The sequence below is a fragment of the Sphingomonas sp. Leaf357 genome (assembly GCF_001423845.1).
Taxonomy (GTDB): Bacteria; Pseudomonadota; Alphaproteobacteria; order Sphingomonadales; family Sphingomonadaceae; genus Sphingomonas.
Genome location: NZ_LMPM01000001.1, coordinates 2574070 through 2597175 on the forward strand (window position 1 = coordinate 2574070; position 23106 = coordinate 2597175).

At 66.1% G+C, this 23106-nt stretch carries 18 protein-coding genes; 7 read left to right on the top strand and 11 right to left on the bottom strand.

Annotation, left to right across the window (positions count from 1 at the left end; translation table 11 throughout):
* Positions 1–16: 16 nt before the first annotated feature.
* Together fmt and truA are read left to right on the top strand one after the other, a co-directional pair.
* On the top strand, positions 17–922 hold the full coding sequence (gene fmt / locus ASG11_RS12105; protein WP_055779501.1) for a methionyl-tRNA formyltransferase: 906 nt from the start codon (positions 17–19) through the stop codon (positions 920–922).
* Positions 919–1680: a tRNA pseudouridine(38-40) synthase TruA gene (truA, locus tag ASG11_RS12110; RefSeq protein WP_055779504.1), complete on the top strand. Its 762-nt coding sequence runs from the start codon at positions 919–921 to the stop codon at positions 1678–1680. The genes fmt and truA overlap by 4 nt, the downstream gene beginning before the upstream one ends.
* 60 nt (positions 1681–1740) lie before the next feature.
* On the opposite strand, the gene ASG11_RS12115 is transcribed toward truA, so the two are convergent.
* From ASG11_RS12115 to ASG11_RS12140, 6 genes are all read right to left on the bottom strand, one after another.
* Complete coding sequence (locus ASG11_RS12115; RefSeq protein ID WP_055779506.1) at positions 1741–2952, bottom strand: class I SAM-dependent RNA methyltransferase; 1212 nt, start codon at positions 2950–2952, stop codon at positions 1741–1743.
* Positions 2949–4325 carry a bifunctional ADP-dependent NAD(P)H-hydrate dehydratase/NAD(P)H-hydrate epimerase gene (locus ASG11_RS12120; RefSeq protein ID WP_055779509.1) on the bottom strand — a complete coding sequence of 459 codons (1377 nt, stop codon included), beginning with the start codon at positions 4323–4325 and terminating at the stop codon, positions 2949–2951. Before ASG11_RS12120 ends, ASG11_RS12115 begins: the two co-directional genes overlap by 4 nt.
* Positions 4322–4684, bottom strand: coding sequence for a hypothetical protein (locus tag ASG11_RS12125; RefSeq protein WP_236697467.1), 363 nt, complete (start codon positions 4682–4684; stop codon positions 4322–4324). Before ASG11_RS12125 ends, ASG11_RS12120 begins: the two co-directional genes overlap by 4 nt.
* Positions 4685–4691: 7 nt before the next feature.
* The gene (gene ilvD, locus ASG11_RS12130; RefSeq protein WP_055779513.1) at positions 4692–6413 is read right to left on the bottom strand and encodes a dihydroxy-acid dehydratase; all 1722 of its coding nucleotides are present in this window, start codon (positions 6411–6413) and stop codon (positions 4692–4694) included.
* A 257-nt stretch (positions 6414–6670) separates the two neighbouring features.
* A complete protein-coding gene (locus tag ASG11_RS12135; protein ID WP_055779515.1) occupies positions 6671–7495 on the bottom strand; it encodes a 4-(cytidine 5'-diphospho)-2-C-methyl-D-erythritol kinase in 825 nt (274 codons plus the stop codon).
* A gap of 135 nt (positions 7496–7630) precedes the next feature.
* The gene (locus tag ASG11_RS12140) at positions 7631–9289 is read right to left on the bottom strand and encodes an electron transfer flavoprotein-ubiquinone oxidoreductase (protein WP_055779518.1); all 1659 of its coding nucleotides are present in this window, start codon (positions 9287–9289) and stop codon (positions 7631–7633) included.
* 116 nt (positions 9290–9405) lie between these two features.
* On the opposite strand from ASG11_RS12140, the gene ASG11_RS12145 reads away from it, so the two are divergent.
* From ASG11_RS12145 to ASG11_RS12165, 5 genes are all read left to right on the top strand, one after another.
* Positions 9406–10152, top strand: coding sequence for a uracil-DNA glycosylase (locus ASG11_RS12145; protein WP_055779521.1), 747 nt, complete (start codon positions 9406–9408; stop codon positions 10150–10152).
* The gene (locus ASG11_RS12150; RefSeq protein WP_443024464.1) at positions 10149–11930 is read left to right on the top strand and encodes a lytic transglycosylase domain-containing protein; all 1782 of its coding nucleotides are present in this window, start codon (positions 10149–10151) and stop codon (positions 11928–11930) included. The genes ASG11_RS12145 and ASG11_RS12150 overlap by 4 nt, the downstream gene beginning before the upstream one ends.
* Positions 11920–12447 (top strand): molybdenum cofactor biosynthesis protein B, encoded by a 528-nt coding sequence (gene moaB, locus ASG11_RS12155; RefSeq protein WP_055779524.1) that lies wholly within the window; start codon positions 11920–11922, stop codon positions 12445–12447. The genes ASG11_RS12150 and moaB overlap by 11 nt, the downstream gene beginning before the upstream one ends.
* A gap of 69 nt (positions 12448–12516) precedes the next feature.
* Positions 12517–13590: a PA0069 family radical SAM protein gene (locus ASG11_RS12160; RefSeq protein ID WP_055779526.1), complete on the top strand. Its 1074-nt coding sequence runs from the start codon at positions 12517–12519 to the stop codon at positions 13588–13590.
* Between the two features lie 55 nt (positions 13591–13645).
* Positions 13646–14317: a cyclic nucleotide-binding domain-containing protein gene (locus tag ASG11_RS12165; protein ID WP_055779529.1), complete on the top strand. Its 672-nt coding sequence runs from the start codon at positions 13646–13648 to the stop codon at positions 14315–14317.
* 323 nt (positions 14318–14640) lie between these two features.
* On the opposite strand, the gene ASG11_RS12170 is transcribed toward ASG11_RS12165, so the two are convergent.
* The 5 genes from ASG11_RS12170 to ASG11_RS12190 all read right to left on the bottom strand — a co-directional run bounded on the left by ASG11_RS12170 (position 14641) and on the right by ASG11_RS12190 (position 22577).
* A complete protein-coding gene (locus ASG11_RS12170; RefSeq protein WP_055780810.1) occupies positions 14641–16230 on the bottom strand; it encodes a long-chain fatty acid--CoA ligase in 1590 nt (529 codons plus the stop codon).
* 115 nt (positions 16231–16345) lie between these two features.
* Entirely contained in the window at positions 16346–19825 is a 3480-nt protein-coding gene (gene dnaE, locus ASG11_RS12175) for a DNA polymerase III subunit alpha (protein WP_055779531.1), read from the bottom strand.
* A 218-nt stretch (positions 19826–20043) separates the two neighbouring features.
* Positions 20044–20523: a glutathione peroxidase gene (locus tag ASG11_RS12180; protein ID WP_055779534.1), complete on the bottom strand. Its 480-nt coding sequence runs from the start codon at positions 20521–20523 to the stop codon at positions 20044–20046.
* A gap of 18 nt (positions 20524–20541) precedes the next feature.
* Positions 20542–21213, bottom strand: coding sequence for an ABC transporter ATP-binding protein (locus ASG11_RS12185; RefSeq protein ID WP_055780814.1), 672 nt, complete (start codon positions 21211–21213; stop codon positions 20542–20544).
* Positions 21214–21326: 113 nt separating this feature from the next.
* Complete coding sequence (locus ASG11_RS12190; protein WP_055779538.1) at positions 21327–22577, bottom strand: lipoprotein-releasing ABC transporter permease subunit; 1251 nt, start codon at positions 22575–22577, stop codon at positions 21327–21329.
* Between the last annotated feature and the right edge of the window lie 529 nt (positions 22578–23106).

Genomic DNA, 23106 nt, shown 5'->3' on the forward strand with positions numbered 1-23106 from the left:
GGCCAGAGCATGCATCATGCGCATAATCTTCATGGGAACGCCCCAATTCTCGGTGCCGGCGTTGCAGGCCTTGGTCGACGCCGGGCACGAGGTGGTGGCAAGCTACAGCCAGCCGGCCCGACGGAGCGGTCGCGGCAAGGCGGTTACGCCCTCCCCCGTTCAGGCGCGAGCGGAGGCACTGGGGATCACGGTGCGGACGCCGGTATCGTTGAAGGATGCGGCGGCACAGGCCGAGTTCGCCGCCTTCGGCGCGGACGTGGCGGTGGTCGCGGCGTACGGGCTGATCCTGCCGCGCGCCGTGCTGGAGGCGCCGCGCTTCGGGTGCCTGAATGTGCATGCCTCTTTGCTTCCCCGCTGGCGGGGGGCGGCACCGATCCAGCGCGCGATCCTCGCGGGCGATGCGGAGACCGGTGTCGGGATCATGCAGATGGAGGCGGGGCTGGATACCGGGCCGGTGCGGCTGGAGGGGCGGACGCCGATCGGCGGCAAGACGGCGGGCGAACTGACCGACGAATTGAGTGCGATGGGGGCGGCGCTGATGGTTCGGGTGTTGGGCGATCTCGCGGCCTATCCTGCCATCGTTCAACCCGAAGATGGCATCACCTATGCGCCGAAGATCGACAAGGCGGAGACGCGGCTGGATTTCTCGAAGAGCGCGACCGAAATCGAACGCCAAGTGCGCGGGTTCAATCCCCCGGGAGCCTGGTTCGAGATCGGTGGCGAGCGGGTTCGGGTGCTGGCAACGGAGATTGATCCGGCCGATATCTGTCATCCCGGCGGGATCGTGGTGGACGCATCGCTGACGATCTCTTGTGGCGAAGGTGCGATCCGCCCCATCCTCCTCCAGCGCGCCGGGCGCGGGGTCATGACAGCGGCGGAACTGTTGCGCGGCTTCCCGATCCCGGAAGGCACGCAGCTTTGACGCGTTTTGCGTTGACGGTGGAATATGACGGGCGGCCGTTCGCTGGCTGGCAGCGGCAGACATCGTCCCCCAGCGTTCAGGCGGCGATCGAGGCGGCGGTGCTGGCGGTGACGGGCGAGCCGGCGGCGGTCCATGCCGCCGGGCGCACCGATGCCGGGGTCCATGCCACCGCGATGCGCGCGCATGTAGATGTCGAGAAACCGATCGCGCCGTTCCGTTTGATGGAGGCGATCAACGCGAAACTGCGGCCGGCCCCGGTGGCGATCCTAGATTGCGTTGTAGTGCCCGGCGACTGGCACGCGCGCTTTTCGTGCTTCGGGCGGCGATACGAATATCGCATCGTCCTGCGTCGCGCGCCGCTGACCTGGGAACGCGGGCTGGCGTGGCGCGTGCCCAAGGGGCTGGATGCGGAGGCGATGGCCGAGGGTGCTGCGCGGCTGATCGGGCGGCATGACTTCACCACGTTCCGCTCGGCGCATTGCCAAGCGGATAGCCCCCTTAGGACGTTGGACCGGCTGGAGGTGGTGCAGGACGGCGAGCGCATCAGCGTGTTCGCCGAGGCGCGGTCGTTCCTGCATCATCAGGTGCGATCGATGGTCGGGTGCCTGTCGCTGGTAGGGCAAGGCAAATGGTCTGCGGACGATCTGGCGGACGCGCTGGCGGCGAAGGATCGCACGCGGCTCGGGCTGAATGCGCCGCCGGATGGACTGTTCTTCGTCGGGGCGGACTATCCAGAATCCCCTACCCGTCCGTGCTGAGCTCGTCGAAGCACTGCCTTTCTCTCGACCGTCGAGAAGAAGGACAGTCCTTCGACAAGCTCAGGACGGGCGGGGATTGGGGCTGGGTGTCCGGCTAAACTTCGCCGCCAGTTCGACATGGGTGGACCACCGGAATTGCCCAACCGGCTGGATCCAGTCGAGCGTGTAACCACCTCCGCAAATAATCTGCGCATCACGGGCAAAGCTGCTGGGGTTGCATGAAACATATACCAGTGTCGGCACCTTGGACGGTGCGAGGAGCAGCGCCTGTTCCCGCGCGCCCGCTCGTGGTGGATCGAGCACGATCGCGGCGAAGCGGTCGAGTTCGGCGGTAGTAAGCGCGCGACGGTAGAGGTCGCGGTGGTCGGCGAAGATCGGGCGACCCATGCGCGCCGCGGCGGATTTGAGCGACAGGATCGCCTCACGCGCTGCCTCCCCGGCATAAACCTTAGCGGATAGCGCGAAGGTGAAGGTACCGAGGCCGGCGAAGAGATCGGCGACGGTCGGGGCATCGCCCGCCCCTTCCCGCACCGCCGCGATCAGCGCCGTCTCGCCCTCGCTTGTTGCTTGAAGGAACGAGGCAGTGGGCAGAGGCACGGCGACGCCGTTGAGTGTGATAGTGACCGGCTCGGGCTCCCAACGCACTTCGGGGCCGAGGCCGCTGTCGATCGCGAAACGCGCTACGCCATGCTGTTGACAGAAATCGCTGATGGCTTCTGCGGCATCGAGCCCTTCGGCCTCGATACCCTCGACGAGCAAGTCGATACCCTGATCCGCCTGCGTCAGGCGCAGACGGGCGCGGCGATTCTTTTTGAGAAATTTTGCGAGCAAGCGTCGTAACGGCCCGACGACCGAGAACAATTCCGGCGTGAGTACCCAGCATTCCTGGATGTCGACCAGAACATGGCTCGCATTCTCGCTGAAGCCGATCTGCACCTTGCCGTTCTTCATCTCCGCTTGCAGCGCGGCGCGGCGGCGGCTCTTCGGAGGCGAGAGTTTCGGCAGCCGGATATCGGCTACGAGATCATGCGCGGCGAGCGCGCCCGCGATACGATCGGTGATGAACTGCGCATAGCTCTCATCGTCGAGATGCTGGAGCTGGCACCCGCCGCAGGTCGGGAAATGACGGCAGGGCGGCGTCTGGTGGTGCGGGCCGGGGATCACCTCGAACGCCGGCGTCAACGTGTCGCCTGGCGCGGCGAGCGGAGCGCTGCGGCCATCGGCGGTGAGGCCTTCGCCGCGCGCGGCGACGCGGATGATGGTATCGGTCATAACGACGCCCTAGCGTCGGTGAGCGCGTGCGCCAAATCGTCGGCGATGAACGCGGGGCCCAGCCGACGCGCGGCCTCTCCGTGTAGCCACACCCCGGCGGCGGCGGCGTCGAGCGGATCGAGCCCGGCAGAGAGCGTCGCGGCGATCGTCCCGGCCAGCACGTCGCCGGTGCCGGCGGTGGAGAGCCAGACGCTGGCGGCCTGCGACACGCGGACGCGGCCATCGGCTGCGGCAATAACCGTGTCGGCACCCTTGAACACGACGGTTACGCTCGACCGATTTGCAGCGTCGCGGGTGCGATCGATCTTGCCGGCGTCGGCTTTGCCGAACAGGGCGTCGAATTCGCCCGCGTGCGGCGTGAGGATGACCGGAGCCTTGCGCCCCGCTGTGTCCGCCAGATCGAGCAGGTGGAGCGCATCGCCGTCGATCACCAGCGGGTGCGGGGTGGCGAGCGCGGCGTGGAGCTTCCCCCTGGCGTCGTCGTCGCGGCCGAGTCCGGGGCCGATCAGGAGAGCGCCGATGCGGGGATCGGCGATGGCATGACCGGAGAACGGCGTGTGGACCAAGGCGTCAGGCGGGCCATGCGTGTCGGCGAGCAGCAGGACATACCCGGCACCCGCGCGCATCGCGGCGATGCTGGCCAGGCGGGCAGCGCCCGGCATCGCGCCGCCGATGATGGCGACCATGCCGCGCGTGTATTTATGCGAGTCAGGCCCGGGGTCGGGCAGGTACGGCCTTGCCAGGACATGCGCGGCGGACGATGCCGCGACGCCGATATCGAGCACGCGTACGTCGCCGCAATGACGCGCGGCGGGCTGGAGCAGATGCGATGGCTTGGCAGCACCCAGTGCGAGGGTGACGTCGAAGGTCGGAACGTCGCCCAGCACCTTGCCGTCGTCGGTGGCGACGCCGCTGGGGAGATCGACCGCAATCGACAGTTGCGCGTCGGCCACCAACGCGGCGAGCTTTGCTGCCATGGCTGGGTCCACTGGTCGCGTGAGACTGGTGCCGAACAAGGCATCGATCAAAATGGCGGAGGGTTCGGCATCGGCGAAGCGCTCCACCGCCCCTTGCCACCCTGCTCTTGCCGCCGTCGCCGCATCGGTCTTCGGATCGGCCAGCGCCGCCACGCGCACGTCCAGCCCCGCATCTCCCAACAGCCGTGCGGCGACATAGCCGTCGCCGCCATTGTTGCCGGGTCCACACAGGATCAGGATCGGCGATGCGCCCGCGAGGCGGCGGACCGCGGCAGCGATCTGCTGCCCGGCGCGAGCCATCAGGCTTTCCACCGTGGCGCCATTCGCGATCTCGGCATCCTCGGCCGTTCGCATCTGCGCGGCGGTGAGGATGGGTTGGCCGGCAAGTGGCGTCATGGCTTCTGCGCCTTGGTCGTCGCGGGGAGGCGATAGCGATCGCCACCCAGGGCGACTTCGATCCGGTCGTCACCGATCACGCTGACCACCGCCTGCTCGGCCCCATCCGCTGCGATAACGCCGCGGCCATCCTTCGTCACCAGCAAGCGGTGGAAAGCGCCGTCTGGATGGCGAACGGTAAGGATCAGACCATCGTCGCCGGTCTGGCGGTCGACGGTGCAGGCACGGGCAAGCGCTGCGGCATGGTGCGCACAGTCGATCAGATCATCCGTGGGATCGCGGCGGGTGGCTTCATATTTGGCCAGCGTCGCGTGGTCGGTCTTTGCCTCACCGCAACCGGCCAGCATGAAGATGAGCAATAGTGCGCTAGATATCCGCATAGACATGGGTTTCGGCGCGCGCTCCCGGATGGGTGACGGCACCCTGATAGGCGGGGCCGACATTCTGCGCATAGCGCCACAGTGCGCCCGATTGATAGTCGTTGGCGCGCGGACGCCACTTGGCACGCCGCTCGGCCAGCACGTCCTCCGGCACGTCGAGGTCGATCGTGCCGGCCTCGGCGTCGATGCGGATGATGTCGCCATCCTCGACCAGGGCGATCGGACCGCCATCGGCGGCTTCCGGGCCGACATGGCCGATGCAGAAGCCGCGCGTCGCACCCGAGAAGCGTCCGTCGGTGATCAGCGCAACCTTCTCGCCGAGGCCGAGGCCGTAAAGGGCAGCAGTGGTGGAGAGCATCTCGCGCATGCCGGGGCCGCCCTTCGGCCCTTCATAGCGGATGACGATGACCTGACCTTCTACAATCTCGCGGTTCTCGACCGCGGCGAAGGTATCCTCCTCGCATTCGAACACGCGCGCCGGGCCTTCGAACTGCAGGCGGTGCATGCCCGCGACTTTCACGATCGCGCCGTCGGGTGCGAGCGTACCGCGCAGCCCGACGACGCCGGCGGTGGGGGTGATCGGGGTCGTGACGTCGTATATGACCTTTTGGTCGGGATTCCACGTCACCTGATCGATGTTCTCGCCGAGCGTCTTGCCGGTGACGGTGAGGCAATTGCCGTCGAGCAGATCGTTCGCCAGCATCGTCTTCATCAGCATGTAGACGCCACCGGCTTCGTACATGTCCTTCGCGACATACTTTCCACCCGGTTTCAGATCCGCAAGGTAAGGCGTTGATTTAAAGGCTTCCGCCACGTCGAACAGATCGAATGAGATGCCCGCTTCGTGCGCCATGGCCGGCAGATGCAGCGCGCCGTTGGTGGAGCCGCCGGTCGCGGCGACGACGCGCGCGGCATTCACGAACGCCGCGCGGGTGCAGATGTCGCGCGGGCGGATATTGGCGGCAAGCAGGTCCATCACCTGCGCACCGGCGGCGACCCCGATCTGTTCGCGCGTGCTGTACGGTGCCGGAATCATGTTGCTGTTGGGCAGCGAAAGGCCGATCGCTTCGGCAACACAGGCCATGGTGTTGGCGGTATATTGCCCGCCGCACGCACCGTGGCCGGGGCACGCGACCTTCTCAAGCGCATGGACCTCCTCGATCGGGCACGTGCCGGCGGCATAGCGGCCGACGATTTCGAACACGTCGACGACCGTCACGTCCTTGTCGTGGAAGCGGCCGGGCAGGATCGATCCGCCATAGACGAAGATCGACGGAATATTCAGGCGAAGCATCGCCATCATCATGCCGGGCAGGGATTTGTCGCAACCGGCAAAAGCGACCAGAGCATCGTAGCAATGCCCGCGCACGCTGAGTTCGACCGAGTCGGCGATGACCTCGCGGCTGACGAGCGAGGATTTCATACCCTGATGGCCCATCGCGATGCCGTCGGTGACGGTGATCGTGTTGAACCGGCGCGGCATGCCCCCACCCTGTTCCACGCCGCGCTGCGCGGCATCGGCCTGCGCATCCAGCGTGGTGTTGCACGGCGCGGAATTGTTGCCCGCCGATGCCAGGCCGACGAACGGGCGGGCGATCTCCTCCTCGCTCAGGCCCATGGCATAGTAATAGCTGCGATGCGGCGCGCGCTCCGGGCCCACCGAGACGTGGCGGCTTGGCAGCGTGGATTTGTCGAAACGGTTGCTCATGGGCTGCGCCTATGTCGCGAGAAGGCCCTTTGGCGCAAGTGTGTTGCGTCACGCGCGTGAAAAAGGGCGACGAACTTGCGTGCGCCGCCCCCTTTGCTGAATGACGTGCGGCATCCGCAGATCATCGGCGGACGCGGCGCTCCCCGGCGGCGGATCCGTTCTGGTAGAGGTTCAGCAAGAGCGGGGCCAATCGAGGATTCGCGCGCCCGACAAAGGTTAACGATTTCCTGGCCGTCCCGAAGCGGTACGGAAAAGCGTTACGCGAGTGTCGATTCGAGACACCACCAAGCGGGGTCATGAGCGCGGATCGCGTCCGCCGCGCGACTGCGTTCGGACCCGTCAGCGTAAAGTGCGAAGCATGTGGCACCGGAGCCGGACATGCGGGCAAGGCTCGGCGCGGTCTTCGCGAGCCGGTCCAGCACGTCGCCGATCACCGGCGCCAGCGCGCGGGCCGGCGGCTCCAGATCGTTGCGGCCGGCCCTGGCGATATCAAGCAGCGGCCCCTCGCCGATCGGGCCTAGATCCTTTCCGCCCCAACCCCTGAACACGGCGGCGGTGGACACGGCCACGCCGGGATTTACGAGCAGGACGGGTGTGTCGGTGAGGCCGTCCAACGGCGCGAGCTGCTCTCCCCGGCCCGTTCCGATCGCGCTGCGGCCGAGCAGGCAGGCCGGCACGTCGGAGCCGAGTGCGTCGGCGCAGGCGAACAAGCGGGGGTCGTCGAGCGCGATGTGGTTCAGACGGGCCAGCGCGCGGAGCGTGGCGGCGGCATCCGCCGAGCCTCCGCCGATGCCCGAGGCGATCGGCAGGTTCTTGGTCAGCACAATAATGTATTCGGGTTCGATCTCAAATGTTTGAGCGAATGATTTCATCGCACGTGTCACGAGGTTGTCGCCTTCGGTGGCGAGCCCTGCTCCGAAGGGGCCGTCGATGGTGAAGCTGGCCGGGCCGGGCGAAATCCGGATTTGGTCGCCGTCGCGCAGGAAGGCGAACAGGGTTTCGAGTTCGTGATAGCCGTCCGCCCGGCGTGCGCGGACATGGAGCGCAAGGTTGATCTTGGCCGGGGCGAGTTCGAGGATCATCGGAACAACCTAACCGTCATCCCGGACTCGATCCGGGATCCAACGTGCCACGAGACAGGCAGCAGTTGCGTTTGCGGAGCGTTGGATCCCGGATCAAGTCCGGGATGACGAATTTGGAAAGGCTCTGCCCGCCGACTACATATTGGGATAATTCGGCCCGCCGCCGCCCTCCGGCACGACCCAATTGATGTTCTGCGTTGGATCCTTGATGTCGCAGGTCTTGCAATGGACGCAGTTCTGCGCGTTGATCACGAACTTCGGGTCCCCGGTCTCCTCGCCGACAATCTCGTAGACGCCGGCCGGGCAATAACGCTGCGCCGGCTCGTCGTACATCGGCAGATCGTACTTCACCGGAATATCCGGATCCTTGAGCGTCAGATGGACCGGCTGGTCCTCTTCGTGATTGGTGTTCGACTGGAACACCGAGGACAGGCGATCGAAGGTGAGCACGCCATCGGGCTTCGGGTAATCGATCTTCTGGACCAGATCCTTGCGCCACAGGCTCTTGTGATCGGGATGATGCTTCATCGTGAAGGGCATCTTCAGGCCGAAGCTTTCCAGCCACATGTTGATGCCGGCCAGCCCCGTGCCGATCAGGTCGCCGAACTTCTCGACCAACGGCAGAACGTTGCGGACGATCGACAGCTCCTTCTTCACCCAGCTCGCGTCGAACGCCTCCGGGTAGGCGACGAGTTCGTCATGCTCGCGACCCGCCGCCACCGCGTCGAACGCGGCCTCGGCGGCCATCATGCCGCTCTTCATCGCGGTGTGCGTGCCTTTGATGCGTGGCACGTTGAGGAAGCCGGCGCTGTCGCCGATCAGCGCGCCGCCCGGGAAGACGAGTTTCGGGATCGCCTGCAACCCGCCATCGCTGATCGCCCGCGCGCCGTAAGACACGCGCTTGGCACCCTTCAGGATTTCCGAAATCGCCGGATGCGTCTTCCAGCGCTGCATTTCCTGGAACGGCGAGAGATAGGGGTTCGAATAGTTGAGCCAGGTCACGAAGCCCAGGGCGACCTGCCCGTTGGCCTGATGATAGAGGAAACCACCGCCGTTCGAGCCGGTCTCGCTGAGCGGCCAGCCCTGCGTGTGGATGACGCGGCCGGGGGCGTGGAGTTCGGGATCGATGTCCCACAATTCCTTGATGCCGAGGCCGTAGACCTGCGGCTCGCTATCCCTGGCGAGATCGAAAGTGCGGATCAGTTCCTTGGACAGGTGCCCGCGCACGCCTTCGCTGAAGAAGGTGTATTTGGCGTGGAGTTCGAGGCCCGGCGTATAATCCGGCTTGTGCGTCCCATCCTTCGCCACGCCCATGTCGCCGGTCGCGACGCCCTTGACCGAGCCGTCCTCGTTGAACAGCACTTCCGCCGCCGCGAAACCGGGGAAGATCTCGACCCCCAGCTCCTCCGCCTGCCCCGCCAGCCAGCGGCACAAATTGCCAAGGCTTCCGGTATAGGTGCCCTTGTTGTGCATGAAGCCTGGCGTGATGAAGTGCGGCATGCCGAACCGCTTCTTCTTGGTCAGAATCCAGTGCTGATTGTCGTTGACCGGAACCTCGGCCATCGGGCAGCTTTTTTCTTTCCAGTCGGGGATCAGCTCGTCGAGCGAGCGGGGATCGATCACCGCGCCGGACAGGATGTGCGCGCCGACTTCCGAGCCCTTTTCGAGCACGCAGACGGACAGTTCGCCGCCCTTCTCATTGGCCAGCTGTTTCAGCCGGATCGCCGCGGAAAGGCCGGAGGGGCCTGCGCCGACGATCACGACGTCATAGGGCATGGATTCGCGTTCGCTCACTCTTCGTCTCCATCGGGGGCCGTGCGATGCACTCTCGTCGCGTCGCAGCAACGTCCTGTCCAAGTTGCGGTGCCAGCAAGTTGACCTTCGCGTCAATAACACACTCTAAGGACGACATGGGGGCTGATCAGAATTTCGACTGGAATCAAGCGGCTGCGAGTGCGCTCGACTGGTGGCGCGAGGCCGGCGTCGATGCCAATATCGACGAGTGTCCACGCAACTGGCTGGCCCGCCCCGCGCCTTTGCCGGCTGCCGATCCCAACGTAACGATCGCCGATGCCGTAACGGCGTCGGGCACCATGCCCGATACGCTGGCCGCGTTCGAGGCGTGGCGCGTGGGGCCGGAAACGCCAGAGGCGGCGTGGCACGGCAGGGCGATCGCCGCGCAGGGCGATGCCGCCGCGAATATCATGATCGTGATCGACATGCCCGAGCGCGAGGACGGCGAAAGCGGCGTGTTGATGAGCGGCGCGGCCGGACGATTGTTCGATCGGATGCTGGCCGCGATCGGCTTGAGTCGCGAGACGGTCTATCTCGTCCCCTTGTGCAACAGCCGGCCCGCCGCCGGGCGGATCGCGCCGGAGATCGAGGCCCGGCTGAGCGAAATCCTGAAGCATCACATCGCGCTCGCCGCCCCGAAAAGGGTGCTGTTGATGGGCAATGCGCCCAGCCGTGCGCTGCTCGGGATGGATTTTCTCCGCGCGCGCGGGGGTTTACGAACGGTTAACCATGCGGCAGGCACAGTGGCCGTGGATTTCCAGGGGGTCGCGACGTTCCATCCGCGCTTCCTGATCGAACAACCGGCCAAGAAGGCCGAGGCTTGGAAAGATTTGCGGATGCTGATCGGGGGATTGGAATCGTGAAGGCAGTTCTGGCGTTGGCCTGTATCGCGGCGGCGGCACCCGCCATCGCCCATGCGGCGGAGCCGGCTGAGGCGACGACCGCCCAGTCGGCGATCGGCCAGCCGTCCCGCGGCAAGGCGGGCATTCCCGACCAGCTCGACGCCGGCCAGCGCGAGGAATATCGCAACGTCTTCGCGCTGATCCGCGATCAGAAGTGGCAGGACGCGCAATTGCTGCTCGCATCGATGAAGCCCGGCCCGCTGCACGCCATCGCCCGCGCCGAATTGCTCACCGCCAAGGGGTCCCCCAAGGCCGATCTCGATCCGCTGATGCAGCTGCTCGCGGAAGCACCGGAACTGCCCCAGGCGCAGCAACTCTATACGATGGCCCGGTCGCGCGGCGCGGTGGACCTGCCGCCGCTGCCGGAGGGCAATCGCCTGACCTGGCTCGGCAGCGCGCCCGTCCGCGCCCGCGCCAAGAGCATCAAGACCGACATGTCGACCGCCGAACTGGCGATCCGCATGCAGCCCTTCATCAAGGCCGACGACGGCACGTCGGCACAGGCCCTGCTGGAATCGACCGAAGGGCTGACGCCCGAGGCGCTGACCGAATGGCAGCAGAAGGTCGCCTGGATCTACTATCTGCAAGGTGACGACAACAATGCCCGCGCGATGGCCGCCAAGGCCGCGAACGGCACCGGCGACTGGTCGATCCAGGGCGAATGGGTCGGCGCGCTGTCGGCATGGCGTCAGAAGGATTGCACGACGGCCGGCAGCGGGTTCGAACGCGTCGCCGGCCGGGCGGGCGACATCGAATTGCGCGCCGCCGCCCTGTACTGGGCGGCGCGCGCCGACATGGTCTGCGCCCGTCCCGACCGGATCGAAGGCCGGCTGAAGAGCGCGGCGCAGTACAAGGAGACGTTCTACGGCCTGCTCGCGCGTCAGGCGCTGGGCATTCGCGAAGTGATGCCGAAGCCGGACGGCTATGTCGCCGCCGACTGGCAGGTGCTGGGCCGCCGTCCGAACGTGCGCGTCGCCGCTGCGCTCGTCGAAATCGGCGAGACGGGGCTGGCGGACGAGGTGATCCGGCAGGAGGCCAAGCTCGGCGATCCGTCCGAATTCGGCGCGCTGGTGCGCCTCGCCGCCAGTTTCGATCTGCCCGGCACGCAGGTCTGGCTGTCGCAGAACGGGCCGGTCGGCGCGCAGCCCTCGCTCGCCGCGCGGTATCCCGCGCCGAACTGGACGCCGGATGGCGGCTGGCGCGTCGACAAGGCGCTCGTCTACGCCCACACGCTGCAGGAATCGCGCTTCCGCACCAACGTGATCAGCAAGGCCGGCGCGTATGGCCTGATGCAGGTGATGCCCGCCGCCGCGACCGACATCGCGCGCAAGCACGGCCGGATCTACGATCGCTCGGCGCTGAGCAAGCCTTCGGTCAATATGGAGGTGGGGCAATCCTATCTCGAGCAATTGCGCGATCTGCCCTTGACCGGCGGTCTGCTGCCCAAGGTGATCGCGGCCTACAATGCCGGCCCGGCGCCGGTGCAATTGTGGAACGCGATGTCGCGCGACGGCGGCGATCCGCTGCTGTACATCGAATCGATCCCGTATTGGGAGACGCGCGGCTATGTCGCCACGGTGCTGCGAAATTACTGGATGTACGAATCGCAGGGCGGCAAGACGGTCTCGCCGAGCCGCATGGCGCTGACGCAGGGCATGTGGCCGCGCTTTCCCGGCATGGCGGGCGCGAGCGCGGTGCGGTTGACGGCGGTGAAGGGCACGATCCTCAGTGCCAATTGATGAAGGCGCGACGCACCTGCCGGTTCGGATCGCGATCCTCACCATTTCCGACAGCCGCCGGCTGGCCGACGACAAATCCGGCCAGATCCTGGTCGACCGGCTGAACGCGGCGGGCCATGTGCTGGCCGATCGCGGCATCGTGACCGACGACGTGCCGGCGATCGTCGCCAAGCTGGAACGCTGGATCGCCGACGATCAGGTCGATTGCGTCATCACCACCGGCGGCACCGGCGTGACGGGGCGCGACGTCACGCCCGAGGCGATCGAGCAGGTCGCCGACAAGATGATCCCGGGCTTCGGCGAACTGTTCCGCTGGCTCAGTTTCCAGACGATCGGCACCTCCACGATCCAGTCGCGCGCCTGCGCCTGCGTGACGCAGGGCACCTATATCTTCGCGCTGCCGGGCTCGACCGGCGCGGTGAAGGACGGCTGGGACGGGATCCTGGTCCATCAACTGGATAGCCGGTTCAAGCCGTGCAACTTCGTGGAGCTTATGCCGCGGCTGACGGAGCGCTGATCCAGTCAGTTGCCGGCGCACGGTTGTTTGTTCTTGTTACGTTCCAGCTTCTGGACTAAGTCTCGGAACATGGCAAACCCGAGGGCAGTACGCGGCGCGACGCTCAATCGGGAGAGCAGTCGGTTCAACCTGCCGCAGACAGAGGCCGATGGGGATTGGCTCGATGCGCGCGAGGATCTGGACGGCGCGCCGCCCCGGCTGCGCACGACGGTGACGGTGGAGACGCCACGCACGATCATTTCGAAGAACCAGTCGCCGGACATCGGCTTCGATCGCTCGATCAATCCGTATCGGGGCTGCGAACATGGCTGCATCTATTGTTTCGCGCGGCCGACCCATGCGTTTCACGATCTGTCGCCCGGACTGGATTTCGAGAGCAGGCTGTTCGCCAAGCCGAATGCCGCGGCCTTGCTCCGTGCGGAACTGTCCAAGCCCGGCTACGAGCCACTGCCGATCGCGTTCGGGACGAACACCGACCCCTATCAGCCGATCGAAAGCGACTGGCGCATCACGCGCGCCTGCATCGAAGTGCTGGCGGAGACGAACCATCCGCTGACGATCACTACCAAATCGGACCGGGTGACGCGCGATATCGACGTGCTCGGCCCCATGGCGTCGAAGGGGCTGGTCGCGGTGGCGATCTCGATCACCACGCTCGACCCCAGGATCGCGATGACGGTCGAACCGCGGGCCCCCGCCCCCGCCCGGCGGCTGGCGGCGGTGAAGCGGATGAGCGAGGCCGGCATCCCGACCTATGTCTCGATCGCGCCCGTGATTCCCGCGATCACCGATCACGAAATGGAACATATCCTCGAACGCGCGGCGGACGCCGGGGCGCGGGCGGCGTTCTTCCTGCCGGTGCGCCTGCCGCATGAGGTGGCGCCGCTGTTCCGCGCCTGGCTCGACGAGCATTTTCCGGATCGCGCGGCCAAGGTGATGGCGACGATCCGCTCGCTGCGCGGCGGTCGGGACAACGATCCCAACTTCCACAGCCGGTTTCGCGGCCAAGGCGCGTTCGGCGATCTGTTGCGCACGCGCTTTCATATTGCATGCCGGAAATACGGGCTGAACAGAGAGCGGATATCGGTACGCCGAGACCTGTTCAGGCCGCCGCAAGGTCCGCAAGGTGAATTGTTCGGCTAAGGTAACGAAAGTGCGGCCCGGCCCGGTATCCGGGCAGCGTATCGAAAGGACGGATGTGTTCGCGATTCCCGCGTTGAGCCTGCATCTCGGTTACGCCCTTCTGCTGGCAGCGCTGATCGTCGGCAACGCGCGGGCACGCTGGCTGATCGCGCTGGCGGCCGCGGTGCTGGGTGGGCACGCTTATCTTTGGCACAGCGGCTGGGTGGCGATCGGCTGGACAGCGGCGATCGTCCTGTGCGGTGCGGTTCTGGGGCTGGCAGCGTTGACCCGCAACAAGGCGGCGCGGTTCTCGGTCGAGGACGCCGCGATGCGGGACAGCCTGCTGACCGGCGTCTCACCCTCGGCCGCGCGGCATTTCATCGATCGCGGATACTGGATCTCCGGCGAGGCGGGCGAAGCGCTGACCCGCGAGGGCGAGGATACCGCGCATCTCGTCTATCTGTTCAGCGGCGACGCCACGGTCACGGTGTCCGGACGCAAGGTCGCGACCTGCCATGCCGGCGACCTGATCGGCGAGGCGAGCGCGCTGACCGGCGAACCGGCGACCGCCACGGTGGTGCTGGAAACCCCGGCCCGATTCTGGTGCGCCGAGGCGGCGGCGCTGCGGGCGTACATCACCGCCAATCAGGAGGTGCGCAACGCGATCGGCCGGAACTTCTCGCACACGTTGCGGATGAAGTTGGTGGAGACGAGCCGCGCTTTGGCGCTGGCGACGGCGCAGGCTTGAGATTGGCTTTTTAGTTTCTCGTTTCCAATGACCAGTGCGCTTCCCCGGCGAAGCCCGGGGTCCAGTCGGGACACAGAAGTGATCGGACGCTGCGCGACGTAACATCGACCTTCACGACTGGACCCCGGCCTCCGCCGGGGGAAGCGCTTTAAGCGCCAGGGAAAGGCTCTATGGCGAATTCTAACCCCCTTCCCGTTCGTGCTGAGCTTGTCGAAGCACGTGCCCCAAACACGCTCACTTGCGTGGAACACGTCTTTCGACAGGCTCAGGACGAACGGATTGGTTTGGCGGCTCGGCACCATGGGTCGTGGGACTACTCCCCCTCAAGCCGCGAGCCGATAATCCTTGAACCGCGCGCGCAATTCCGTCTTCAGCAGCTTGCCGGTCGCGGTGTGGGGCAGGTCGTCCACGAACAGGATCTCGTCCGGCAGCCACCATTTCGCGACATGGTTCTCAAGATGCGCGTTGATCTCGGCCGGCGTCACCTCGCTGCCCGGCTTCTTGACCACCAGCAGGATCGGGCGCTCGTCCCATTTCGGATGGTAGATGCCGATCGCGGCCGCCTCGGCGACCCCGGCACAGCCGACCGCCGCATTCTCGAGATCGACCGAGCTGATCCATTCGCCGCCGGATTTGATCACGTCCTTGGCGCGATCGGTGATCTGCATCGTGCCGTCGGGATGCAGCACCGCCACGTCGCCGGTGTCGAACCAGTCCTCCGCATCGACGGCATCCTCGGGCGCGCCGAAATAGCGTTTCACGACCCAAGGCCCCCGCACCTGCAACCGGCCCGACGACACGCCGTCGCGCGGTTGTTCGGCATTATCATCGTCCAGCACGCGCAGTTCGATGCCGAACGGAATGCTGCCCTGTTTCTGCAGCATGTCGAGCTGCTCGTCACGCGACATGTCCTCCCAGCCGGGCGGCGGGCTGGCGGCGGTGGCGACCGGGGAGGTTTCGGTCATGCCCCAAAGGTGGATGACCTGAATGCCCATATCGAGGAACCGGGCGATCATCGCACGCGGCGCGGCCGATCCGCCGACGGTGATCTGTTCGACCGTCTCGGGCAGTTCGCCGGTCGCGTCGATATGCTGGAACAGCGCCAGCCAAACGGTCGGCACGCCGCTCGCCAGCGTGACCTTCTCGCGATTCATCAGCCCGCACAAGGCGTCGGCATTGTTGACCTGACTGAACACCATCTTCGATCCGGCGAGCGGCGCGGCGAAGCACAGGCCCCAGGCGGCGGCATGGAACAGCGGCACGATCGGCAGGATCGCGGTGCGCGAACTCAGCGTCATCACCGATGGCGAGCCGGCGTGCATCGCATGCAGCAGCGTCGATCGGTGGGTGTAGAGCACCCCCTTGGGATTGCCGGTCGTGCCGCTGGTATAACACAGCATGCACGGCTCGCGCTCACCGCCCTCGAACCAGGCGTATTGCCCATCCTCGGCATCCAGCAGCGCGTCGAAACCATCCGCGCCGTCGCGATCGAAACAGATATAATGCTCGATGCTGGTCCACAGCGGCTTGAGCCGATCGACGATCGGCTGGAAGAGCTTGTCATAGATCAGCACACGATCTTCGGCGTGGTTGGCGATGTAGACGAGTTGCTCGTCGAACAGGCGTGGATTGATCGTGTGGACGACGCCCCCCATGCCGATCGTGCCGTACCAGGCGACGAGGTGGCTGCCATGGTTCATCGCCAGCGTGGCGACGCGATCGCCCGGCTTCAGGCCGAGCCGTTCGAGCGCCTGCGCCAGTCGCCTGGAATCGTGCGCGATGCCGGCCCAGTCGCTGCGGGTCTCGCGTCCGTCGGCCCAGCGGGTGATTATCTCGCGTTTGGCATGTTCGCGCGCGGCATGATCCAGCAGCCGCGGCACGCGCAATTCGAAATCCTGCATTCCACCGAGCATCGTCGTTCCTCTCCCGCCTGCGTCGTCTTGCACCGCGCGGCTGTCGGCGCGCAGCATAATGATACGAATGCGGGGGGCAATCCTCACAATGTAACGAAATCGTTCCGTTCGGCGGTCAGCCGACCAATGCGAGCCGGGTCTCCGAGGTCTTCAACTCCACCCTGTCGATGTCGTCGAGCAGTTCGATCCGCCCCGCCAGTTCCCCGTCGAGCAGGAAATCGCGGCCCAGCAGGATTCGGGCTGAGCCGCCGTCCGGAAGCGCGGCATTGACCCACACTTCGCCCCGCGCGCCGCGATGTTCGGACAGAATCTCGCCCAATTGCCGGATCGCGGCGGGCGAGCCGACATCGGCGACCAGGTTGAACCGCGCGGTGGCGGCGAGCTGTTCGAACGGCTGGATCCGCTTGATCGAGACGCGCGGCGTATCCTCGCCCGGCCGGCGATCGAGTTCGACCGTGATGATGCCGCAGCCCCCGACCCTTGCGGCTTCCTCAAGGTCGGCGGCGACATTGTCATCGAAACAGGTCGCGACGAACTGGCCGGACGGATCCGACAGCGTCGCCATCATATAGCGCTTGCCGCGCGCCGAGGTGCGCCAGCGTGCATCCTCCACCAGCGCCGCCATCGTCGCCCCGGCACGGCTGCCGTCGTCGGGAATCTGGAGTTCGGCCAAGGCGGCGTAGCGGCGGACGCCGTGCGCCTTGGCGAGATGGGCGTGGCGATCGACCGGGTGCGCGGAGAAATAGAAGCCGAACGCCTCCTTTTCCTGCTCCATGCGCTGCGCCAGCGTCCAGCGCGCGGCGAGCGGCAGCTTGATCGCCGGCTCGGACGCCTGGCCCTCGCCGAACAGACCGCCCTGCCCGCTGATCTTCGCCTCCTGCGTGCGCGCGGCGGTGGCGAGCAGGGTTTCGGCGACGGCGAAGATGCCGGCGCGGTTCTTGTTCATGCCGTCGAACGCACCGGCCCCGGCCAGCCCTTCCAGCTGGCGTTTGTTGAGCAGGCGCGGATCGACGCGGTGGGCGAAATCGTCGATACTGGCGAACGGGCCATTCTGCCCGCGCTCGATCACCAGCTTTTCCATCGCGCCCTCGCCCACGCCCTTCAGTGCGGCGAGCGCGTAGCGGACGACCAGGCCGTCTTCGGTTTCCTCGACACCGAATTCCGCCTCGCTCGCGTTCACGCACGGCGGCAGGCACGCCACGCCCATGCGGCGCATGTCGTCGGCGAAGATCGCCAGCTTATCCGTCAGATGCAGATCGTAGCACATGGAGGCCGCGAAGAATTCGTGCGGATGGTGCGCCTTCAGATACGCCGTCTGATACGTCAGCAACGCATACGCCGCCGAGTGGCTCTTGTTGAAGCCGTATCCGGCGAACTTGTCGATCAAGTCGAACAGTTCGTTGGCCTTGGCAGCGCCGATGCCGTGCGCGGTCGCGCAGCCCTCGACGAAGGTCTGGCGCTGGGCGTCCATCTCGGCCTTGATCTTCTTGCCCATCGCGCGGCGCAGCAGATCGGCGCCGCCGAGCGAATAGCCGGCGAGGATCTGCGCGGCCTGCATCACCTGTTCCTGATAGACGAAGATCCCGTAGGTCTCCTTCAGGATGCCTTCCAGCAGCGGGTGCGGATATTCGATCGGCTCGTCACCGTTCTTGCGGCGGCCGAACATCGGGATATTGTCCATCGGCCCCGGACGATACAGCGCGTTGAGCGCGATGATGTCCTCGAACACGGTCGGCCGCACGGCGGTGAGCGTACGGCGCATGCCCTCGGACTCGATCTGGAACACGCCGACCGTATTGCCGCTCTGGATCAGCTTGAATGTCGCCTCGTCGGTCCATTCGAGGCTGTCGAGATCGAGCGTTATGCCGCGCCTGGCGAGCAGCTGAATCGCCTTCTTCAGGACCGACAGCGTCTTCAGCCCGAGGAAGTCGAACTTCACGAGGCCCGCGCCCTCGACATATTTCATGTCGAACTGCGTGACCGGCATGTCGGAGCGCGGATCGCGGTACAGCGGCACGAGCTGCGCCAGCGGCCGATCGCCGATCACCACGCCGGCGGCATGCGTCGAACTATGGCGCGGGAGGCCCTCCAGCTTCATCGCCAGATCGATCAGGTGCCGGACGTTGCTATCGGCCTTGTATTCGTTGTGGAACTCGCCGACGCCGTTCAGCGTGCGATCCAGCGTCCAGGGATCGGTCGGGTGGTTCGGGATCAGCTTGGCGAGGCGATCGATCTGGCCATAGCTCATCTGCAGCACGCGGCCGGTGTCCTTCAGCACCGCGCGCGCCTTCAGGCGACCGAAGGTGATGATCTGCGCGACGTGATCCGAGCCGTATTTGCGCTGGACGTAGCGGATCACCTCCTCGCGCCGGGTTTCGCAGAAGTCGATGTCGAAATCCGGCATCGACACGCGCTCCGGGTTCAGGAAGCGTTCGAACAGCAGGCCGAGCTTCATCGGATCGAGATCGGTGATCGTCAGCGCCCAGGCGACGACCGAGCCCGCGCCCGAACCGCGGCCCGGGCCGACCGGGATATCGTGATCCTTGGCCCATTTGATGAAATCGGCGACGATCAGGAAGTAGCCGGGAAAGCCCATCGAGACGATGACGTCGAGTTCGAAATCGAGCCGCTTGCGATAGTCTTCTTCCGTGGTGTCGGGTGCGAGCCCCTTCCGCAATCGCTCCGTCAGCCCGGCATGCGCGTCGGCGCGCAAGGCGGCGGACTCGGCATCCCGATCGCCGGCGAGACTGGGCAGGATCGGCTTGCGGTACGGCGCGGAGACGGCGCAGCGTTGCGCGACCACGAGCGTGTTGGCGATCGCCTCGGGCAGATCGGCGAACAGCGCGCGCATGTCCTTGGCCGGCTTCATCCACGCGTCGGGCGAGGAACGCGGGCGATCCTCGCTGGCGATATAGGTGGAATTGGCGATGCACAGCATGGCGTCGTGCGCCTCGCTGAAATCCTCGTCGGCGAAGCAGCAGGGATTGGTGGCGACGAGCGGCAGGCCGCGCGCATACGCCAGGTCGAGCAGCGGCGCCTCCGCCTTGCCCTCCACTTCGTCCAGCCGGCGGGTGACTTCGATGTAGAGGCGGTTGGGGAACAGCGCCTCGAGCCGGTCGGCATACCGTTCGGCACGGTCGGTCTGGCCGTCGGCGAGCAGCCGCGTCAGCCCGCCCTCGCGCCCGGCGGTGAGCGCGATCAGCCCGTCCGTGTGCTTCGCCAGCATCGCGAAATCGACATGCGGCGATTGTTCGACCGGGCGGCCGAGATGCGCGTGGCTGACCAGCGCGCAGAGATTGTCGTAGCCCGTCTCGTCCTGCGCATAGAGCGCGATCCAGTCGAGCGGGGCCTCCATCCCTTCGGGCATGTCGGGCCGGGCCAGGCCGAGCATCGTGCCGATGATCGGCTGCACGCCCGCGCCCTTGCACCCGTCCGAATAGGCCATCGCGGCGTAGAGCCCGTTGCGATCGGTCAGCGCGGCGGCGGGGAAGCCGAGTTCCTGCGCGCGCTTCGCGATCGCCTTCGGCTCGATCGCGCCGTCGAGCATCGTGTAGGACGAGAAGATACGGAGGGGCACGAAGGCGGAATGCGGCATCGCCGGACTATGGGGGCTGCGGCATGATTCGGGAAGCTGGGTTCGGCGCGTTTCGCCTTCCCCTCGTCATCCAAATTAGCGCGGCGTCCTCAACTCTCACCTCGTCATCCCAGCGAAGGCTGGGTTCTCATGCGGCGAAGGCGCGACAGGAGTCACTTGAGATCCCAGCCTTGGCTGGGATGACGGTTTGTGGCGCTGGATGACGGTTCGTGGCTCAGCTAGAGAAGCTTTTCGATATCCTTGCGAATGTCCTCGGGCTTGGTCGTCGGCGCGTAGCGTTCTACCACCTGCCCGTCCTTGCCGACGAGGAACTTCGTGAAGTTCCACTTGATCCCCTCGGTGCCCAGGAAGCCGGGTGCCTGCTTCTTGAGTTCCACGAACAGCGGATCGGCGTTCGCGCCGTTGACGTCGACCTTGGCGAAGACCGGGAAGGTCACGTCGTAGGTCAGCGCGCAGAAATTCGCGATCTCCGCCGCGTCGCCCGGTTCCTGCGCGCCGAACTGATTGCAGGGGAAACCCAGCACCTCGAACCCCTTGCCGGCGTAATCGCGGTGCAGCGCCTCCAGCCCCTCATATTGCGGGGTGAAGCCGCATTTCGAGGCGGTGTTGACGACGAGCAGCACCTTGCCGGCATAAGTCGAGAGGTCGGCGGGCGTGCCGTCGGCGGCCTTGACGGTCAGGTCGGTGATCGCGGTCATGGCAGAAACTCCTTCCGATCAGGCCAGACGGCCTTCGTGCAGCCGCACGACGCGGTCCATCTTGGCGGCGAGGCGCTCGTTGTGCGTAGCGACCAACGCCGCCGACCCTTCACCGCGCACGAGGCGGAGGAATTCGGTCAGCACGACGTCGGCGGTGGCTTCGTCGAGATTGCCGGTCGGTTCGTCCGCCAGCACCAGAGCCGGGCGATTGGCGAGTGCGCGGGCGACGGCGACGCGCTGTTGCTCGCCGCCCGACAGCTGGCTCGGGCGGTGCGTCAGGCGGTGGCCCAGGCCCAGCGCGGTGAGCAGGCTGACGGCGCGCTCGTCGGCCACGGCGCGGGTGGCGCCACGGACGAGTTGCGGCAGCACGACATTCTCGGTCGCGTTGAAGTCGGGCAAGAGGTGATGGAATTGATAGACGAACCCGAGCTGGTCGCGCCGCACCAGAGTGCGTCCGTGCGCGTCGAGCTTCGCCGCTTCCTCGCCCGCGATCATGATCGACCCGGCGAACCCGCCTTCGAGCAGGCCGACCGCCTGCAGCATGGTCGACTTGCCCGAACCGGACGGCCCGAGCAACGCGACGATCTCGCCCTGGCCAACGGTCAGGTCGACGCCGCGCAGGACGTCGATCGTGACGCCGCCCTGCGAGAAGCTGCGCGTCAGGCCGGTGACGTGGAGGATGTCAGTCATGCCCATCTCCCGTCTGTGCTGAGCTTGTCGAAGCACTGCCCTTCTTGTCGCCGGTCGAGAAGAAGGACAGTCCTTCGACAAGCTCAGGACGGACGGGGTTTGAGAGCCGAAAATCATTCATACCGCAAAACCTGAACCGGATCGGTGCTCGCCGCCTTGTACGCGGGGTAGAGCGTCGCGAGAAAGCTGAATACCAGGGCCATCAGCGCGATCACCACGATCTCGACCGGATCGGTCTTGGACGGCAGTTCCGTCAGATAGCGGATCGAGGGATCCCACAGATTCTGCCCCGTCACGAACTGCACGAAGTTCACCACGCCCTGGCGGTAGAACAGGAAGATGAAGCCGAGCAGCAATCCGGCCAGCACGCCCAGCGCGCCGATCGTCGTGCCGACGACCATGAAGATGCGCATCAGCCCGCCGCGCGTCGCGCCCATCGTGCGCAGGATCGCAATGTCGCGGGTCTTGGCGCGGACCAGCATGATCAGCGAGGAGAGGATGTTGAACACCGCGACCAGGATGATGATCGACAGCACGGTGAACATAGCCACGCGCTCCACCGCCAGCGCCTCGAACAATTGCGCATTCATCTGCCGCCAGTCGGCGATCACCGCGCGACGACCGACCTTTTCCTGCAAGGGAGCCAGGATCGCGCCGACGCGGTCGGCATCCTCGGTCTGCACCTCGACCATGCCAACGCTGTCGCCCATCAGCAGCAAGGTCTGCGCGTCCTCCATCGGCATGATGATGTACGCCTTGTCGTAATCGTACACGCCGATCTCGAAGATCGCGCCGACCGTATAGGACACGATGCGCGGCACGGTGCCGAACGGAGTCGTCTGCCCCTGCGGGCTGATCAGCGAGATCTCGCTGCCAACCGTCGCGCCCAGCGCATCGGCCAGCCGCGAACCGATCGCGATCTTGTTGCTGCCGGCAGTCAGCACGTTGAGCGAGCCCAGCACGACCTTGCCGTTGATCGTCTTGTTGGCACGGATATCGGCCACGCGCATGCCGCGCACCAGCACCGCCTCGACCCGGCCGTTATAGCTCGTCATCAGCGGCTGCTCGATCAGCGGCGTGGCGGAGGTGACCCCCGGAGTGGCGCGCGCCGTCTTCACGATATCGCGCCAGTCGGGCAGTTGCCCGCCGATTCCCTGCACCACGGCATGGCCATTCAGCCCGACGATCTTGTCGAACAGTTCCGCGCGAAAGCCGTTCATCACGCTCATGACGATCACCAGAGCGGCGACCCCGAGCATCACGGCGACCAGGCTGATCGAGGCGACGAGGAAGATGAACGCCTCGCCCTTGCCGGGCAGCAGATAGCGCCGGGCGATCATGCGTTCGTAACGGGAGAGGATCATGGCGCTCGCTCTAGGGCGGCGGCCCCGCGCTGGCAACAGAAACACCCTGTTGCGGAATCGCCACAGGGTGGCCGCAATCCAACCGCATTGACCACATTGCCGGTGACAAATCGCGCCATCCTGCCTAGCAACACAATCACTGAGACACAGGCAACGGCCGTGGTTCGGGGAATGCTTTCATCGCCGCCTTAGGGTGTGGCACGGGAGCGGGACAAAGGGGGCTGACGAGCGATCGTCACGCAGGACGCCCGGGTCGGAAACGGCCCGGGCGTTTGCTTTTGGGCGAAGGCGCGACCGCGTCGCGCCGGTCCGCGCGAGAGCGCGGATCGCCCAAAACGGCCGGCGGGCGGCCTTCAAGCCCGCCCGGCCGACGACGGCTTTGCCGTTGTCCTTTCCATAGCCCTATCCGTCATCCCGGCGCAGGCCGGGATCCAACGAGCGGAAAACGCTGCGCTTCGACAATCGAGAACAGCCAGTGCGGCACGTTGGATCCCGGCCTACGCCGGGATGACGGTTGGAGGTCATACCG

What these genes read in the sequence shown, in the direction of transcription:
- ASG11_RS12115 (WP_055779506.1), bottom strand. Translation starts at nt 2,952, where the DNA reads ATGACCGATACCATCATCCGCGTCGCCGCGCGCGGCGAAGGCCTCACC.
- ASG11_RS12135 (WP_055779515.1), bottom strand. Translation starts at nt 7,495, where the DNA reads ATGATCCTCGAACTCGCCCCGGCCAAGATCAACCTTGCGCTCCATGTC.
- ilvD (WP_055779513.1), bottom strand. Translation starts at nt 6,413, where the DNA reads ATGAGCAACCGTTTCGACAAATCCACGCTGCCAAGCCGCCACGTCTCG.
- ASG11_RS12170 (WP_055780810.1), bottom strand. Translation starts at nt 16,230, where the DNA reads ATGCTCGGTGGAATGCAGGATTTCGAATTGCGCGTGCCGCGGCTGCTG.
- ASG11_RS12120 (WP_055779509.1), bottom strand. Translation starts at nt 4,325, where the DNA reads ATGACGCCACTTGCCGGCCAACCCATCCTCACCGCCGCGCAGATGCGA.
- fmt (WP_055779501.1), top strand. Translation starts at nt 17, where the DNA reads ATGCGCATAATCTTCATGGGAACGCCCCAATTCTCGGTGCCGGCGTTG.
- dnaE (WP_055779531.1), bottom strand. Translation starts at nt 19,825, where the DNA reads ATGCCGCATTCCGCCTTCGTGCCCCTCCGTATCTTCTCGTCCTACACG.
- ASG11_RS12190 (WP_055779538.1), bottom strand. Translation starts at nt 22,577, where the DNA reads ATGATCCTCTCCCGTTACGAACGCATGATCGCCCGGCGCTATCTGCTG.
- ASG11_RS12160 (WP_055779526.1), top strand. Translation starts at nt 12,517, where the DNA reads ATGGCAAACCCGAGGGCAGTACGCGGCGCGACGCTCAATCGGGAGAGC.
- ASG11_RS12145 (WP_055779521.1), top strand. Translation starts at nt 9,406, where the DNA reads ATGGGGGCTGATCAGAATTTCGACTGGAATCAAGCGGCTGCGAGTGCG.
- ASG11_RS12185 (WP_055780814.1), bottom strand. Translation starts at nt 21,213, where the DNA reads ATGACTGACATCCTCCACGTCACCGGCCTGACGCGCAGCTTCTCGCAG.
- ASG11_RS12180 (WP_055779534.1), bottom strand. Translation starts at nt 20,523, where the DNA reads ATGACCGCGATCACCGACCTGACCGTCAAGGCCGCCGACGGCACGCCC.